Consider the following 15,448-nt stretch of genomic DNA (forward strand, 5'->3'; position numbering starts at 1 on the left):
GGCCTTCCGTCAGCCGTCGTGACGAAAGGCTCGGCAGCGCTCCTATTTCACGCCGCCGCGGCCAGATTACCCAGCCGCTCCCTGAGGGATTTTCTCTCCGACGCTCTCACGCTGCGCAGCTACTCTGTTCAGGGCTTTCTCGGGCTGCGGCGCGTTCGCCTTGTGGCGGATCGTCGCCAGCATGGCTAAGGCCAGCATGACCACGAGACATGGCGATGCCAGCCGTGCCAGGACCGGGTCTCGTTGTGGTCGAGGCCGAGTTCATTCTTCGCCGTCTCGAAGGCGTCCTCGATGATCCAGCGCTGCCCCTCGACAGAGGCCAGCGTCTCGATTGTGGTCCCGGTGGGGCACCAGGTGGTGAAATAGGCGCATCCGCTGTCGGTGAGGCTGCGGCGGATCAGCAGGCCGCGCGTCCAGGTGCCCATCGCGCCGTCGCGGTACTCGCCCGCATTCAGGTCGGCCAGTTCGAGATAGGCCCAGTCATGGAGGTGTGGCCCCTTGGTGCCCTCGCCCGTAGACAGGCGTCGCCAGGCCGTGGGCTCGAGACCTTGCGCGATCTGCTCGGCGGTCCCGGTGACCACGGGCTTACCGATCCAGGAGTTGAAGGGCTGCGTGGCGTTGACCCCGAGCACGTAACCCTTGCCTACCCGGCGCAGCGCCATCTCGATCTCGCCCACCCCGTAGACGCTGTCCGCCGCCACCCAGGCGAACGGCACCCCAGCCGCGATGGCACGCTCGACCATGCGCCTGGCCAGCCGTGGCTTGGTGGCGAAGCTCACCTCGGGCGGCACATGCGCCGCCGCCAGCCGGGCCGGGACGTCGGTCCAGCTCTTGGGCAGGTAGAGGGCGCGGCCGAGGAAGGCGTGCCCCTGCCGCGAGGCGTAGGCCGCGAAGACCCCGACCCGGCAGTTGGTGATCTTGCCCGCCGAGCCGGTGTACTGCCGCCCGACGCCGCAGGACGCCTTGCCCTGCTTCAGAAAGCCGGCTTCATCCATCACCAGCACCGCATCCGGCCTCCGAAGATCGCAGGCCTGACGGACTGTTCGCCATCACGCCGAGAATGGGGCCGAGCTTCGTCGACATTCTTCCGATCGGAAAATGTCACGCCATTGGCCCGGCCACCTCGGCTCGGATGAACCAGCTCGGGATCCACAATGGCCTCGACCTGCGGGCGCAAAGCATGGCCATTCTGCAGCGGCACTTCGGCAAGGCCGGCGCCTACTACCACCGGATCGCCCGCAGCATCGACGATGCACCTGGTTCGGGTGAATCGGATTCGCAAGTCCGTCGTCGCGGAGAACACCTTCCCTTCCAATCACTCTACCTTGGACGCCGCGAGTGCGGCCCTGCAGCCGATCATCGGGAAGGTCTGGCGGTACTGCGAGGATGCTGATATCCGCAGCCATACGGTGACGCTCAAGGTCAAGTATGCCGATTTCAGCCAGGTCACGCAAAGCCGGACGGGCGCTGAGCCGGTGTCCAGTCGTGCCGAACTGGAGCAGGTGAGCCTCACGCTGCTCAAGCCACTGTTTCCGGTGCCAAGAGGTATCCGGCTCCTCGGCGTCACGCTCTCCGCTCTAAATGACAAGCTGGCAGAAGCGGATACACAGTTCCGGCTCATGCTACAGCGGTCGGCGGCACCGCCGCAGAATTGACGAGGGAGAACCCTCTATTGGCTCTGGATACGACAATGCGCATCACATCTGTTGCGCTGGTTATCCTGGCACTTGCGACGGCAGCGATCAATCCTGCCATCGCTGCTTGTGCCATCTCCCCAAGGATCAATACACCTGAGGCAGTCGCAGCCGATCTGCAGCGGTCTGGCTGCAGGAACGGCGACATCGCCACTGTCACGAGTCTTCCCGCAGACGCGGCGGCGCCGGTCATCCGCAAGATCTGCGCCTTCAATCAGCAAATCGTTGTCATCCCACGGGAGCCGCGGCCGCCGGGCAGTCTTGTCGGTCTGATATGCGTCCACTCACCACGATGAGCTGCTTCGCCACGGAGGCAAAATCCCGACTGATCTGAAGTGAAGCGTTACCGCGCGGGAGGTGCTCGGCGCTGAGCATGGCACGGAGTGCCTCAGGCAGGGCGACCTCGTCTTCACCCGGTCATACTGCCCAATCGTGGCATTGGTCACGCCGACCCGTACGCCCACCCCGGCCTATGAAAATCCCGGCCGCATACGCGATTGCCGCAGCTTGAATTTCCTCAGAGGTACGGGTCGGCGCCAGGACCTTGGTGAGCCCGTTCCTGCTTCTATAACCTTGGGCGGGAAGCCAGTGTTCACGGGGCATCCGTGCCGCGCTCGCTCGCACCCTAAACGCCGGCGTCAAAGCCACCCGCGTTCCCTGAAGCCGCCCAAATCTGTGCCGGGTGGTGCATACCAATTGCCGGCGCGATAGCGTGCGCCCAGCTGCAGCGCCGCCTTCTTGTTACCGAAGGGAATCCGCAGCACTGTCTCATCGACCGAGGTTCTTGGCATTCCGGCACCTTCGGCAGGCTCCCCGACAGGCGTTGCGCGCGCTGTCCCACGACGGCTCTTTCGATTCGGCTTACCCTGCTGCGCCACGAACCTCGGCGATAAGGTGTCGGTCGTGCTACGCTTGGCTCTGGGCCGCTTCGCCTTTACTGGCGGTGCCAGCACCTGATGCTCGGCACTGAATCCGGCGCTGGCCTTGATTGCCCCCTTGCCGGGCGCATGTTGATCAAGGAAGGCGCGGCAAGCGGCACTGGATGTCGTGTAGCCCCGTGACGGCTGGAGTCCCTTTTGGCGGGCGAGGCTATCGACGAAGCGCTTCATGGCCGGCGTCGGTGGCCGGTCGGCACCGCGCTCCTTCGTCACCCCGCCCAGCAGGGCGGCGTTGTCGACAAGCGGGCTTGCCTGCAGCCGGTCGATGATACGGCTGGCCTGGGCACAGACGGCGTCGATCGCCCCAATCATCTCCTGCTGCCCAACCAGCACCTCGTCGAGCAGGCGCTCCATCTGTGCGGTCACGCCGGGGTCGACCAGCGCCGGATCAGCTCGCTCCAGCATGGCGAACAGCGCCAGGCCACGCTCGGTGGGGACTATGTTCTTGCCGTCGGCGACGAGGAATTCCTGCGTCTTGAGCCCGCGGATGATCTCGGCCCGGGTCGCCGGCGTGCCGATGCCCTTGGCCTCCATCAGCCGCTCTTGCAGCGCCTCATCGGCGACGAAGCGCCAGGCATTCTGCATCGCCTCGATCAGCGTGCCCTCGTTGTAGCGCGGCGGCGGTCGGGTTTCCTTGTCCTCGACCATGGCGTCGCGCAGCGTGGCAGTCTCGCCATGTCGGAGGGCGGGCAGCCGTTGCGCCTCCTCGCCCTTCTCCTCGGCCGGCTGCCAGTCCGGGAAGGCGGCGCGCCAGCCGAGCTCGATCGGCTGCCGCCCCGCAGCGCGGAACAGGTGGCCGCGGACATTCAGCATGACGGTGGTCTGCCGGTAGCGGAAGTCCGGCATCGTCGCCGCCAGGCAGGACCGGGCGACGACGTCGAACAACCGCCGCTCGTCGCCCGACAGGCGTGGCCAGACCTCGCGCAGCGTGTCCACCGTGTTGACGTTGGGGATGATGGCATGGTGGCTGGCCCCGGCCAGGCCCTTGTCGTGGAAATGGCCGTCAGCGCCACGGCGGATGACCGGCGGCACGGGCACCGGGATCTCGCTGAAGGCCCGCCCGACCCGCAGTCCGGCGACGATCCGCGGCGCGTCCGGGATCAGGCTCTCGGGCAGGTAGCGGGTTTCGGCGCGGGGGTAAGTGATGACCTTCTTGCCCTGGCCATCATAGAGCTCCTGCGCCACCTCGAGTGTTCGCGCCGCCGACCAGCCGAAGCGCGAGCCGCACAACTTCTGCAAGGATGGTAGATCGTGCAGCCGGGGCGGCCCCTGCCGCTTATCCTCGACCCGCACGGCAAGCGGCCCAGCGAAGCCCTCGGCGGCCGCGGCGATCGCCTCGGCATCCTCGCGCCTGAGAATCCGTTCCTTGGGCGCATGCCGCATCCGGAGCTGCCCAGCTTCGGCCTTGGCAGTCGCTACTATCTCGAAATAGGTCAGCGGGACGAAATTGCGGATTTCCAGCTCGCGTTTGCAGACGATGGCCAGCGTTGGGGTCTTTACGCGTCCGACGCCGATGACGGTCCGCGCCCTGCCGGCCAAGGTCACGGTGGCGGTGCGGGTCAGCGACAGGTTGTAGATCTGGTCGGCCTGCCGCCGCGCCACCGCGGCGGCATAGAGCCGGGCATATTCGACATTCGGCCTGACCTGGGCGAAGGCCTGGCGGATGGTCTGCGGGTCCTGAGCGGTGAAGATCACCCGCATCACCGTGCCGCGGTAGCCGTAGTGCTCCAGGATCTCCTGGCCAATCAGCTGCCCCTCTCGGTCGCAATCGGTGGCGAGCCAGACCCGCTTCGCCCGGCGCAGCGCATCGCGGATCGCCTTCAGCTTGGGGGCCTTGTTGCCGCCGGTTGCCGGCTTGGTGCCGTAGAGGCCCTCCGGCCGTAGCAGGACCGGCGTCCAGCGTTTCCAGTCCGGCGAGACCTCCTCGGGCCCGACGAGGTCGAACAAATGGCCCTCGGCCGGCAGGATCGCTCCATAGCGGCCACCGACAGCGGCCCTGACGTCCTTCGCCTGGCTGGTCTTCTCCGTGATGACGATCTGGTCGGTCATGACATGGCCCCGAAAGTTCCTTAAATGTTCCAGAGACTGCACGCCAGGGGTATGCAGTGTGCGACAGCACTCGGCCCAAGCACGAACGCGCTTGCGGCGCATCGTCGGGCGCGTAGGCGCTCCTCCGGGCGCAGTCGCCGCGCTCGCCCTTGCCGCCATGCTCGTCTCCGTCCCATGCTGTCGGGCCGGCCAATGAAGCTGGCTTCGGGGGAAGCATCGCCATTCGGTCGCGCCGCCACCTTGGACACCTCGCTATGGCAGCTGGCCTCGGGATGGCTGCCGCACGGTCCTCCGTGTCCCAGACCCTCGGCTGGCCGGATCGGACGGTCAGGGCTGTCGTGCCCTTTGGTCCCGGCGGCGCGCCCGACATCCTGGCCCGGATCATGGCACGGCATTTTCCAGCCCAGTCGCGCGGCCAATAGCTCATCGTCGAGAACCGCGGCGGTGCTGGCGGCACGATCGGCGCAGCCTATGTCGCGCAGTCCCGGCCAGACGGTTTGACCCTCCTCATGGCCGAACAGGGCGCGGGGGCGCTGGCGCATGAACTGTACCGGGACCTGCCCTACGACCCGCGGCGGTCATTCACCCCGGTAATTTGGCTTGTGGACCTGCCGATGGTGCTTGTGGCGCGTCCCGGCCTGCCGGCACGGGACGTGGCCGCGGTCCTGGACCAGGCGCAAAAGCGGCCCGGGAGCCTCAGCTATGCCAGCGTCGGCGTCGGTCATATGGGCCACCTGACCATGGAGCTTCTGCAGCGCCGCGCGGGCGGCGGTGCCCAGATGCTGCATGTCATCTATCGCAGCGGCGGCGACATCATGGCCGCTCTCGTCAAGGGCGAGGTCGACATGACGGTCGCCTCCTACTCCAGCGCCCAGGCATTTGTGCAATCAGGCGCGCTGCGAACGATCGCGGTCACCACGGCGGCACCCTTGGCCGAGTTGCCCGACGTGCCATTGCTCTCCGAGGCCTTGCCCGGCCTGACCGCCACCCTCTGGTACGGGCTGCTCGGTCCCGCCAGCATGCCCCGACAGGTAGTGGCCGACGCCAACGCCGTCTTCAACGCCGTCCTTGGCATGCCGGAGCTGCGCGAGACGGTGCGTCAGCAGCAGGCGTCCGATCCGATCGGCGGCACATCCGACCGATTTGCCGAACACCTGCGCAGCGAGGTCGCACGCTGGACTCCGGTAGTGCGCGCGGCCGGCGGACGGCTGCAATGACAGGCGACCCGCTCGGCCAGGCAAAGGCCGGCGTGGGCCAACCGTCGGCGGGTTCGCCTTCGCCGGAACGCTGGCGCGTCAGCGGTGTGAGACTGTCCAAGCGGGTCAAGGAGGACCAAGCCATGACACGATGCCGCTTCGCTTGGATCGCGCTGCTGCTGCTGGTGGTCATGTCATGCCCATCCGCAGCGCAGGAACGCACCGTGCGGATCCTGAGCGGTGCCTCCGCCGGCGGCTCCTCGGACTTCGCAACGCGCCTCCTGGCGGAGGCGCTGAGCCCGATTCTCGGTGTTCGCGTCGTGGTGGAGAACCGGACCGGGGTGAACGGGATCGTCGCCGCGCAAGAGACGGCGCGGAGCATCCCGGATGGATCGACCACCTTCGTCTGTCCGATGAGCACCATGTCCATCACGCCGCAGCTCGTCGGCGCAAACCTGCCCATCGACCCGGGCGCGGAGCTGCTGCCGATCGCCAATGTCGCGCTCTCATCCTATGGCTTCGTCGTCGCCGCGAACGGCCCCTATCGCAGCGTTCAGGACGTGCTGGCGGCCGCCCGTGCGCGGCCGGGACAGGTGAGCTTCGCCTCGGCCGGCGTCGGCTCTGCCCAGCATCTGCAGGGGGAACTGCTGAAGCAGAAGACCGGCGTGGATATGGTGCACGTTCCCTATCGCGGCGCGAGCCCCGCCATCGTCGACATTCTGGGCGGCCGCGCCGACTTCATGATCACCAACATGGCCGACGTGACGCGCCAGGTGCAGGACGGCGCGCTGCGGCTGCTGGCGATCTCGGACGAGGAGCCCTTCCCGCTATTTCCGGACGTGCCGCCGCTGTCGCGGCTGATCCCGGGCTTCAACGTAGTTGGCTGGTTCGCGCTCTGCGGCCAGAAGGCGATGGCGCCCGAATTGGTGGACCGCCTGGAAGCGGCCGTAGCTCGGGCCATGACGGACCCGTCGCTCCTCCGTCGCATGGCCGAGGGCGGGCTGACGCCCCGCTTCGAGGATCGCGCAGCGATCACGCGGCGCCTCGCCGCGGACCGCGCGCTCTGGCTTAACGTGATCCACGCCGTCGATTTGCGCGCCGGGTGAGCGGACACGGGTCACTGCATGAAGCGGTTGAGCTCGGGTGTAGGCAGCGACGTCTCGATGTAGCCGAAGCTGCCCCGTTCCTTCACCTCGCGCGCCGCTTCCACCAAGCCGGTCATCGCGGCGCGGTACAGCGAGGTGGCCAGGCTGACCCGCTTCACCCCAGCCGCCGCAAGCGCCTCAACCGGAAAGGATTTCCCTTTTATCCCGGCCATGAAGTTGAAGGGGCGCGACACTGCGGCGCACACGGCGCGCACCGCCTCCAGGTCAGGCAGCCCAGGGGCCATTAGCACCTCCGCCCCGGCTGCCTCGTAGGCGCGCAGGCGAGCGATGGTATCGCCGAGGTCCGGATTTCCGCGTATGAAGTTCTCCGCCCGTGCGGTCAGCACGAAGGGGATGCCAGAACCGCGTGCTGCCGCCGCTGCCGCCCGCACGCGGGCTCCGGCCTCCTCCAGGCTGTAGAGCGGCCGTTCAGGGCTGCCCGTTGCATCTTCCACCGAGGCGCCGGCCAGGCCGATGCCCGCGGCCAAGCCGATCGTCTCCGCCACGCCCGCGGGCTCGTCCGCGAAGCAGCGCTCGAGGTCGGCCGAGACCGGCAGGTCGGTCGCTTTGACGATGGCCCGTGCGTGGGCGAACGCTTCCTCTCGCGTGACCGCTCCGTCACGTCGGCCGAGCATGCCGGCGCAGGCACCGGAGGAGGTCGCCAGCGCTTCGAAGCCGAGCCCCGCGAGCACGCGGGCCGAGCCGGCGTCCCAGGGGTTCGGCATCACGAAGGCGCCTGCGCGATGGTGCAGTTCGCGGAAGCGCTCCGCCTTCTCGGCCTGACTCGCCGGCATAGTCCGATCTCCCCTCCGTGTAAGGACGATGCTACGCCCCGCGCCGTCCAGCGGTCCACGACGGTCCGCGGGCGCCGGCGGCTGTTGTCGCGGAACATGCTCCGGGGTGTGTACCCGACCGCCTTGGTGGCCGCAGGCCATCACTACCGGCGTCCTGTCGTGCCGAGGGTGATGTCGGGGAACATGGCGGAGCTTCATTCGGAAGCCAGCGGAGCGCGCTGGATTGGCGGGGATCCCAGGATGCCATCACCGCAGGCTGGACCCCCCGTTCTTGGCCGGCCGATGGCGGCTTGCAGAATTGTCCTGCGGGCGCGACTGGCGCATCCTGAACGGCAGGCAGGGTCGCGCCCCGTTCAGCGACGCCTCTGTGGGCCGAGGGAGGAAGGGATCATGGTGCAGCGTCGTCGCCTGCTGGGCATGGCTGGCCTCCTCGCCGCGCCAGCATCGGCCCGCGCGCAGGCTTGGCCCACGCGACCGGTCTCGCTCGTCGTTCCCTGGGCAGCCGGCGGCGGGGCGGACACCGTCACCCGGATCTTCGCCATCGGGCTGGAGCAGGAGCTGGGCCAGCCGGTGAACGTGGTGAACCGCACGGGCGGCAACGGCGTCACCGGCCATTCCGCGATCGCCAATGCGGCGCCGGACGGCTACACAATCGGTACCGGCACCTCGGAATTCGTGAACTTCAAGACCCTCGGGGTTTCCGACTTCGGGCCGGGGAACCTCGACCTGATGTCGCGGCTGGCGACCATCCCGGCAGGGGTAACCGTGCAGACGCAGGGCCCGTGGCGCGATTTCGCGGCCTTCGCCGCGGCCCTGCGGGAAGGACGCCGCGGCCAAATCACCGGGTCAGGCGTCGGCATCGGCGGGTCCTGGCACCTGGCGGCTGCCGGCATGTGCCGGGCGCTCGGCCTCGAGGCGGACCGGATCCGCTGGATCCCGAGCAACGGCGGCGCGCCTGCCCTGCAGGACCTGATCGCGGGCGGCATCGGGGTCTTCACCGGATCGCCGGTCGAAGCCCAGCCCCTGGCGGGTGCCGGGCGCGTGCGGGTGCTCGCCGTCATGGGCGAGGAGCGGCTGTCCACCATGCCGGAGGTGCCGACCCTGCGTGAAGCGGGCCTCGGCTGGAGCTACGCCAACTGGTTCGCCCTGGTCGCGCCGCGCGGCATCCCGGCGCCGGTGCGGACGGCGCTGCTGGCTGCCGGCATGCGGGCCCATGCCCGGGCCGATGTGCAGGAACCGATGCGGGCGCGCGGGATCGTGCCGGTCTGGGACGGGCCCGAAGCCTTCGCCAGCTTCGCCGCCGGCTTCGGCGAGACCTCGGCGGCCTTGCTGCGGGACCTTGGGCTGGCGCGCGGATGACCGGCGCGGCCGCGGCGTTCGACCTGCCAATCATCGACGCCCACCACCATCTTTGGGATCTCGGCCGGAACCCGCATCCCTGGCTGCGCGACCTGCCGATGATCCCCTTCCGGTATGGCGACTATTCGGCGCTGCGTGGGCGGGATTTCCTGCCGGCCGAATACGACGCCGCAGCGGCCGGGCTGCCGATCGTCGCCAGCGTGACCATGGAAGGCGAGTGGGACCCCGTAGACCCGCTCGGCGAGGCGCGCTGGATCACGGCCCTGGCTGTCCGCACCGGACGGCCCGCAGCGCATGTGGCGCAAGCCTGGCTGGATCGCGCCGATCTCCGCCAGGTGCTGGAAGGGCTGGCGCGGCTGCCGCTGGTGAAGGGCGTGCGCCACAAGCCGCGCGCCGCTGCGAACCCGGCCGATGTGGTGCGCGGCGCGCCCGGATCCATGGGCGATCCACGCTGGCGCGCCGGCTATGCGCAGCTAGCCGCGCACGGCCTGCATTTCGAGCTGCAGACGCCCTGGTGGCACCTGGACGAGGCCCTTGACCTCATCGTCGCCAACCCCGACACGCCCCTGGTGCTGAACCACACGGGCCTGCCGGCTGACCGGAGCCCCGCCGGCCTTGCCGGCTGGCAGGCAGCCATGCGGCGACTGGCGGCGGCGTCCCAGGTCAGCGTCAAGATCTCCGGCCTCGGCTTGCGTGGGCAATCGTGGCGGGCCGAGGACAATGTCAAGATCATCCGCGACACGATCGACATCTTCGGCTGGGACCGCTGCCTCTTCGCCTCCAACTTCCCGGTGGATGGCCTTTGCGGCGACATGGCCACGATCTTTTCCGGCTTTGCCGCGGCGGTTTCTCACCTGTCGTGGGCGCAGCGAGCGGCGCTGTTCCACGACAATGCGGTACGAGTTTATCGATTGGACCGGGCTTGCATTGCGCCGGCGACGGAAAGGACGCCAGCAGCGTAAGCCAGACGCCTTACGAGGCCCGCCTGCGCTTCCGACGCCAACGGCCGTTGGTGGGTGGCGCAGGTGACGCCTTGGCCGGCTCGTATATCGTCCGCCGACGAACGCCTCACGGAGAAGCACGATCGCATTGGCGCGCCCATTGCTGGCCGTCGTGACGCGGCCGACCGCTCATCCCAGCGACATTGGCCTTGCAAGCCGTCACGATCGGTGTTGCTGGGCTGAAGCAGCCGCATGGAATGCGTCCACCGGCAGCTCCGAAGTGAAGTTAGCAACGACCAAGCGCAAGCGAGGTCGTCCGTACGGCTGGTGCTTGCAAAAACCGAAGGGACGCACACCATGATCGCGCCCTGGATTATGCGGTTTTCCGAATGCCCCAAAAAAGTGAGAAGGCGCCGCGCGGGATGTTGCTGACAGTGCTGCGGTACGCTGTGGCCTGGAAGAACTGGCCGAGCGGAATATAGGGCGGATCGCGCAGGAACTCGCCCTGGATCTCAACGCAGATGCGCTGCTGGCCTGCAAGGTCCGTCGCGTCGAACCAAGCCGACCGCAGCGATGCCAGCTTGGGATTGGTCGGCCATCCGACGAAGCCGCCGCGGCCGACGGCGTTCAGCGACGGGTTTGACCCAGGATTCAAAAGATCATAGCCGGCGGTGTAGGTGCAGTGCGCGTTCCAGCCGCCCTTGTCGGGCGTTTCCTGGTTATTGCGCCGGGTGGTCACGGTGCCCCAGTCCAGCGCCTGGTAATCCAGGTTGATGCCCGCTTTGCGCAGCATGTCGGCGCTGACTTCACAGAGTGCCTTCACCGCCGGGAAATCGGTGGCGGCGATGAAGGTCACCTTCTCGCCGCGATAGCCGGCCGATGCCAGGTCGCGCTTCACCTGGTCATAATCGCGCGGCCGGGTGAACACCTCCAGCCCGGCGGAAGTGGCCAAGGGGGTACCTGGGGTGAATACGCCTGCAGGTTGCTTCCACATGCCAGGATCGGTGCCGACCACGGCTTGCATGAAATCGGCTTGGTCGACCGCGCCGAGCAGTGCCGCCTTGACGGCCGGGCGGTCGAACGGCGGATGGAGGCTGTTCAGGCGGAGGAAGCCGATATTGCCCGCCCGATCGATAATCTCAGTGATGATCGCGCGATTGCGCTTCAGGACCGGCAGCAGGTCCGAGGTCGGCTGTTCGCACCAGTCCACCTCCCCGGCCTGCAGGGCGGCGGCGGCGGTGGCCGCATCGGGGATGATGTGCCACTCGATGCGGTCAATAATTGCGACCTTTGGTCCGGCAGTGAAGCTGGCCACCCCATTGCCGCGCGGCACGTAGGCGTCATTGCGCCGATACACGGCACGGGAGCCGGCCACCCGCTCATCAGCGACGAAGCGGTAGGGCCCGCTCCCGACCATGTCCGTGACCTGCTGCGAACCGGGCGTGCGGGCCAGCCGCTCCGGCATGACCGGCAGCATCGTGTTGCTGCCGCGGCCAAGCGCCAGGGGCAACGCGGGAAACGGCTTGCTGAGCCGGAAGCGGATCTGCCGGTCGTCCGGCGCGGACAACTCGTCCGTGGCGGCCAGCAGCGATGCACCGAACGCGTCGCGCGCCGCCCAACGGCGGATGCTGGCCACCGCGTCGCGCGCGAGGACCTTGCTTCCATCATGGAACATCAGTTCGTCGCGCAGGGTCAGCGTCCATAGCTTGCCGTCGTCCTCGACGACATGGCCCGCCACCATCTGCGGCTGCGGCTGGTAACTCTCGTCCAGCCCATAGAGCGTGTCGTAGACTAGGAAGGCGTGGTTGCGGGTCACGTAGGCCGTCGCGTAGACCGGATCGAGCACGGCCAAATCGGCCTGCGGTACGAATTTGAGCACCTTCGCGCCTTGGCCTTGAGCAATGGCGGGAGCGGCGATCGAGGCAGTCAGGCCGGCTCGGAGGAAACTGCGGCGTTGCATGCGGGCTGGGCCTCACGGGCGATGATGAGCGGCGCAAGCGGCCTTGGTGCCTATGGTACGACGTGCTGGCGACTGCGTAAGCTGTGGCGAGCCGACCATGAACCCGGGACGTTGGCAACGGCCAGCATCCACCCAGACCTTTGCCTCCGGTCCTCATGCTGCGCCTGAAATGCTACTCCTCCGCGAGCTACTCGTTCAGCTTCGACCAGCGGCGGCAGGTCTGCACTTTGCACAGGGTGACGGAAAGTGGTCGTCGCTGCTGCTCAGGCAGTTGCAGGAACCGACACTTCCATGGTTGCCACCCGATCTGCCGTCGCGCGACCATGGGCTGACACGCCTGGGAGAGCCGCCGGTATGCCGATGATCCTCGCCGCCAATGCCAATGCCCAGGGATCCCACGTCGGCGAATGGCGCCACCCCGATGCCTGGGAGCGGCCGGCATGCAACCTCGGGAATGCCGTGCGGCTGGCCCGCATCGCCGAAGCCGGCAAATTCGACCTGCTCTTCCTTGCCGACGGCAATGGTGTGCGCAATCTTGACAAGCTGGACCTCTTCGCCGCCACGAGCCCATCGGACCGGCCAGGGGTCTTCGAGCCGGTGACGCTACTCTCGGCGCTGGCGATGGTGACCGAGCATATCGGCCTCGTCGCCACCACGACGACGACCTATGACGAGCCCTTCGCGGTGGCGCGCCGCTTCGCCTCGCTCGACCATCTGAGCAAAGGCCGCGCCGGCTGGAACCTGGTCACCACCTCCAATCCGGGCGACGCGCTCAACTTCTCGCACGAGGCGCATGTCCCGCGCGACGAACGTTATGAGCGCGCTGCTGAATTCGCCCAAGTGGTAAAGGGCCTGTGGGACAGCTGGGCCGACGACGCCTTCCCGCAGGATAAGGCGAGCGGCCGTTTCCTCGACCCGTCGCGCGCGCATGCGCTGAACCATCAAGGCCGGCATTTCCAGGTGGCCGGGCCCCTGAACGCACCGCGGCCGCCACAAGGCCACCCTGTGATCTTCTCGGCCGGGCAATCGGAGATTGGCAAGGAGCTGTCTGCCGCGACAGCCGACTGCGTCTTCGCCATCGAGGGCACGATCGACAATGCCCGCCGGCTCTACGCCGACCTGAAGTCGCGCCTGCCGCGGTACGGCCGCACCGCGGACAGCCTGAAGGTGCTGAGCGGCGTGACCATCTTCGTCGGCGAGACCGCGGCCGAGGCCGACGCGTTGTTCCAGGAGCTGGAAGACTTGGTCTCGCCGGCGGTCGGGCTCGACTATCTCTCAAAGATGGTCGGCGCGCGGATGGCTGACTATCCGCTGGATGGGCAGATGCCGGCCTTCGCCGAGGAGCATGTCGGACCCACTGGCATCGGCCGCGCAATCATCGCAATGGCTGTGGCCGAGAAGCTCACGGTGCGGCAGACCTACAAGCGCATCCTGCCGCAGATGGCGGGCAACCTGTTTAAGGGCAGCGCCATGCAAGTGGCTGATGTGATGGAGGAATGGTTCACCACCCAGGCCTGCGACGGCTTCATGATCGCAGCACCCGTCGTGCCAACCGGTCTCGAACGCTTCATCCACTTGGTCGTGCCGGAGTTGCAGCGCCGCGGCCTGTTCAGGCTGGACTACGAGGGCCGCACGCTGCGGGAGAATCTCGGCCTGGCGCGGCCGGAGAACCGCTTTTCCCCGTCGGTGGCGGAGTGATCGCGCCGTCGCGCCGAGCCGCCTTGCTCGCTGCCGCCGCCGCCGCCGCCGCCGCATCGGGCCGGATTGCAGTCGAGGCCCGGGCGCAAGCCTGGCCCCTGCGCCCGCTGCGCGTCGTCGTTCCATTTGCGCCGGGCGGCGCCACCGACCTGATCGCGCGATTGATCGCCGATAATCTGGCCGCCCCGCTCGGTCAGCCGGTCGCTGTCGAGAACCGCGCCGGGGCCTTCGGCATCCTCGGCGCCGACACGGTAGCGAAGGCCTCGCCTGATGGTTACACGCTGCTGGCCGGCAGCCCCGGCCCGATGGCGGTGAACCCTTCCGTCTACAAGGCGCTGCCGTATAGCCCGGAACGCGACCTCGTCGGCGTCTCAATGGTGGCGACGATCCCCTACGGGATGGTGGTGCCGGCCTCGCTTGGCGTTGCCACGGTGCAGGAGTTCCTGGCCCTCGCCCGCAGCCGGCGGGGCAACGTGAACTTCGCCACATCGGGCATGGCGTCGCGGCTGACGGTCGAGATGTTCCGCACGCTGGCCGGCGGATTCGACATGGAGATGGTGCAGTATCGCGGCGGCGCGCCGGCACGCACCGAATTGCTGGCGGGGCGCATCCAGGTCGTCATCGAACAGGCGCCCTCCTTTCTTGAGGATTTCCGCGCGGGCACGCTGCGACCGCTGGCGGTGGGCGGCACCCGCCGCTTCGCTCTGCTGCCAGATGTGCCGACCATGCAGGAAGCTGGCATTCCCGGCTACGAGGCCGCGGCTTGGCTGGGCTATGCCGCGCCGGCTGGCACGCCGATGGAGATCCGCCGCAGCATCGCCACCAAGATCGACCGCCTGCTGCTGCGCCGCGACATCCGCGACCGCCTGGCGAGCTGGGGGGCCGAGCCGGTCGGCGGGCCGCCGGAGGAGATGGACCTCCTGCTGGCGGCCGAGCGCGCGCGCTGGGCCGAGGTCGTGCGGCTGGCCGGCATCGAACGCGAATAGTTGCGGCGCGGCGGGGAGCGACCGGCACCCCGCATTGCGCAGGGGCCAGACGGCGTGACCCAGGGGTGCCGAGCAGGTTCTCGCGGAGCGTGCGGCCGGTGTAGTCTCGGCGGAACACGCCACGCCGCTGCAACTCCGGCACCAGGGTGACGGCGATCTCCTCGAAGATGCCGGGTAGGACGGTCGGCGCGACCACGAAACCATCGCAGGCCCTCGCCTCGAACAGGGCCTGCATCCGGTCGGCAACCATGGTCGGCGTTCCGACCAGCGTGAAGCGGCTGCCGCGGCGGACTGCCTGGTCGAAGGTCAGGCCCTCATCCCGCATCTGCTGCTCGATCGCTGCTGCATCCCATCCATGCCCTGGTTGCCTCGCGCCTCGGCCACACCCTCCTGCCCGACCCTGGTAAGGTCGACGGCCAATCCGCTGGAGCTTGCGGCGAGAGCCAATTCGGGATCGATCAGGGGATCGAGGTGGTCGGCCTTCTCCCGCGCGATTGCCTCGGTCTCCCCGAGCACGACGGTCAGGCCCTGCAGGATGAGGCATTTCCCGGGCGCCCGGCCGCGCGTCGCCATACGGCCCTTCACGTCGCCGTAGAACTCGGTCATGGCCGCTTGTCTGTTCTGCGCGGCGAAGATCGCCTCGGCCCAGCGCGCGGCGAAATCGCGGCCGCGCTCCGAAGCGCCGGCC

General features: G+C 68.2%; 11 protein-coding genes and 1 pseudogene. 7 read left to right on the forward strand and 5 right to left on the reverse strand.

Annotated elements, in window-relative coordinates; all coding sequences use genetic code 11:
- Positions 1 to 66: 66 nt before the first annotated feature.
- A pseudogene (locus tag E2C06_RS31605) lies at positions 67 to 1,022 on the reverse strand (IS701 family transposase); the annotation flags it as partial.
- 228 nt (positions 1,023 to 1,250) lie between these two features.
- Here E2C06_RS31605 and E2C06_RS31610 point away from each other — a divergent pair.
- Positions 1,251 to 1,655, forward strand: a complete 405-nt coding sequence (locus E2C06_RS31610; RefSeq protein WP_206664779.1) for a DinB/UmuC family translesion DNA polymerase — start codon at positions 1,251 to 1,253, stop codon at positions 1,653 to 1,655.
- Between the two features lie 677 nt (positions 1,656 to 2,332).
- Here the strand turns inward: E2C06_RS31610 and E2C06_RS31615 are convergent.
- A complete protein-coding gene (locus E2C06_RS31615) occupies positions 2,333 to 4,681 on the reverse strand; it encodes a type IA DNA topoisomerase (protein WP_133292556.1) in 2,349 nt (782 codons plus the stop codon).
- Positions 4,682 to 5,106: 425 nt separating this feature from the next.
- Here E2C06_RS31615 and E2C06_RS31620 point away from each other — a divergent pair, with 425 nt between their 5' ends.
- On the forward strand, positions 5,107 to 5,898 hold the full coding sequence (locus tag E2C06_RS31620; RefSeq protein ID WP_133292557.1) for a Bug family tripartite tricarboxylate transporter substrate binding protein: 792 nt from the start codon (positions 5,107 to 5,109) through the stop codon (positions 5,896 to 5,898).
- 122 nt (positions 5,899 to 6,020) lie between these two features.
- Complete coding sequence (locus E2C06_RS31625) at positions 6,021 to 6,983, forward strand: Bug family tripartite tricarboxylate transporter substrate binding protein (RefSeq protein WP_165982786.1); 963 nt, start codon at positions 6,021 to 6,023, stop codon at positions 6,981 to 6,983.
- An 11-nt stretch (positions 6,984 to 6,994) separates the two neighbouring features.
- Here the strand turns inward: E2C06_RS31625 and E2C06_RS31630 are convergent, their stop codons facing one another.
- Complete coding sequence (locus E2C06_RS31630) at positions 6,995 to 7,816, reverse strand: isocitrate lyase/PEP mutase family protein (RefSeq protein ID WP_133292559.1); 822 nt, start codon at positions 7,814 to 7,816, stop codon at positions 6,995 to 6,997.
- A gap of 390 nt (positions 7,817 to 8,206) precedes the next feature.
- Between E2C06_RS31630 and E2C06_RS31635 the strand changes: the two genes are divergently transcribed.
- Both E2C06_RS31635 and E2C06_RS31640 read left to right on the forward strand, forming a co-directional pair.
- On the forward strand, positions 8,207 to 9,175 hold the full coding sequence (locus E2C06_RS31635; protein ID WP_165982787.1) for a Bug family tripartite tricarboxylate transporter substrate binding protein: 969 nt from the start codon (positions 8,207 to 8,209) through the stop codon (positions 9,173 to 9,175).
- Positions 9,172 to 10,137 carry an amidohydrolase family protein gene (locus E2C06_RS31640; RefSeq protein WP_133292561.1) on the forward strand — a complete coding sequence of 322 codons (966 nt, stop codon included), beginning with the start codon at positions 9,172 to 9,174 and terminating at the stop codon, positions 10,135 to 10,137. The genes E2C06_RS31635 and E2C06_RS31640 overlap by 4 nt, the downstream gene beginning before the upstream one ends.
- A gap of 352 nt (positions 10,138 to 10,489) precedes the next feature.
- Here the strand turns inward: E2C06_RS31640 and E2C06_RS31645 are convergent, their stop codons facing one another.
- The gene (locus tag E2C06_RS31645; RefSeq protein WP_133292562.1) at positions 10,490 to 12,076 is read right to left on the reverse strand and encodes an ABC transporter substrate-binding protein; all 1,587 of its coding nucleotides are present in this window, start codon (positions 12,074 to 12,076) and stop codon (positions 10,490 to 10,492) included.
- A 354-nt stretch (positions 12,077 to 12,430) separates the two neighbouring features.
- Between E2C06_RS31645 and E2C06_RS31650 the strand changes: the two genes are divergently transcribed.
- The gene (locus E2C06_RS31650) at positions 12,431 to 13,774 is read left to right on the forward strand and encodes an LLM class flavin-dependent oxidoreductase (protein WP_133292563.1); all 1,344 of its coding nucleotides are present in this window, start codon (positions 12,431 to 12,433) and stop codon (positions 13,772 to 13,774) included.
- Between the two features lie 23 nt (positions 13,775 to 13,797).
- Entirely contained in the window at positions 13,798 to 14,760 is a 963-nt protein-coding gene (locus E2C06_RS31655) for a Bug family tripartite tricarboxylate transporter substrate binding protein (protein ID WP_165982788.1), read from the forward strand.
- A 306-nt stretch (positions 14,761 to 15,066) separates the two neighbouring features.
- On the opposite strand, the gene E2C06_RS31660 is transcribed toward E2C06_RS31655, so the two are convergent.
- On the reverse strand, positions 15,067 to 15,448 hold a 382-nt coding region (locus tag E2C06_RS31660), incomplete at its 5' end, for an LLM class flavin-dependent oxidoreductase (RefSeq protein ID WP_133292565.1).

Source organism: Dankookia rubra (genome assembly GCF_004355005.1).
In the GTDB taxonomy this organism is placed as follows: Bacteria; Pseudomonadota; Alphaproteobacteria; order Acetobacterales; family Acetobacteraceae; genus Paracraurococcus; species Paracraurococcus ruber_A.

Bases quoted from the DNA above. Each gene is read 5' to 3' on its own strand.
- E2C06_RS31645 (WP_133292562.1), bottom strand. From the start codon at position 12,076: ATGCAACGCCGCAGTTTCCTCCGAGCCGGCCTGACTGCCTCGATCGCC.
- E2C06_RS31630 (WP_133292559.1), bottom strand. From the start codon at position 7,816: ATGCCGGCGAGTCAGGCCGAGAAGGCGGAGCGCTTCCGCGAACTGCAC.
- E2C06_RS31610 (WP_206664779.1), top strand. From the start codon at position 1,251: ATGCACCTGGTTCGGGTGAATCGGATTCGCAAGTCCGTCGTCGCGGAG.
- E2C06_RS31640 (WP_133292561.1), top strand. From the start codon at position 9,172: ATGACCGGCGCGGCCGCGGCGTTCGACCTGCCAATCATCGACGCCCAC.
- E2C06_RS31650 (WP_133292563.1), top strand. From the start codon at position 12,431: ATGCCGATGATCCTCGCCGCCAATGCCAATGCCCAGGGATCCCACGTC.
- E2C06_RS31625 (WP_165982786.1), top strand. From the start codon at position 6,021: ATGACACGATGCCGCTTCGCTTGGATCGCGCTGCTGCTGCTGGTGGTC.
- E2C06_RS31635 (WP_165982787.1), top strand. From the start codon at position 8,207: ATGGTGCAGCGTCGTCGCCTGCTGGGCATGGCTGGCCTCCTCGCCGCG.
- E2C06_RS31615 (WP_133292556.1), bottom strand. From the start codon at position 4,681: ATGACCGACCAGATCGTCATCACGGAGAAGACCAGCCAGGCGAAGGAC.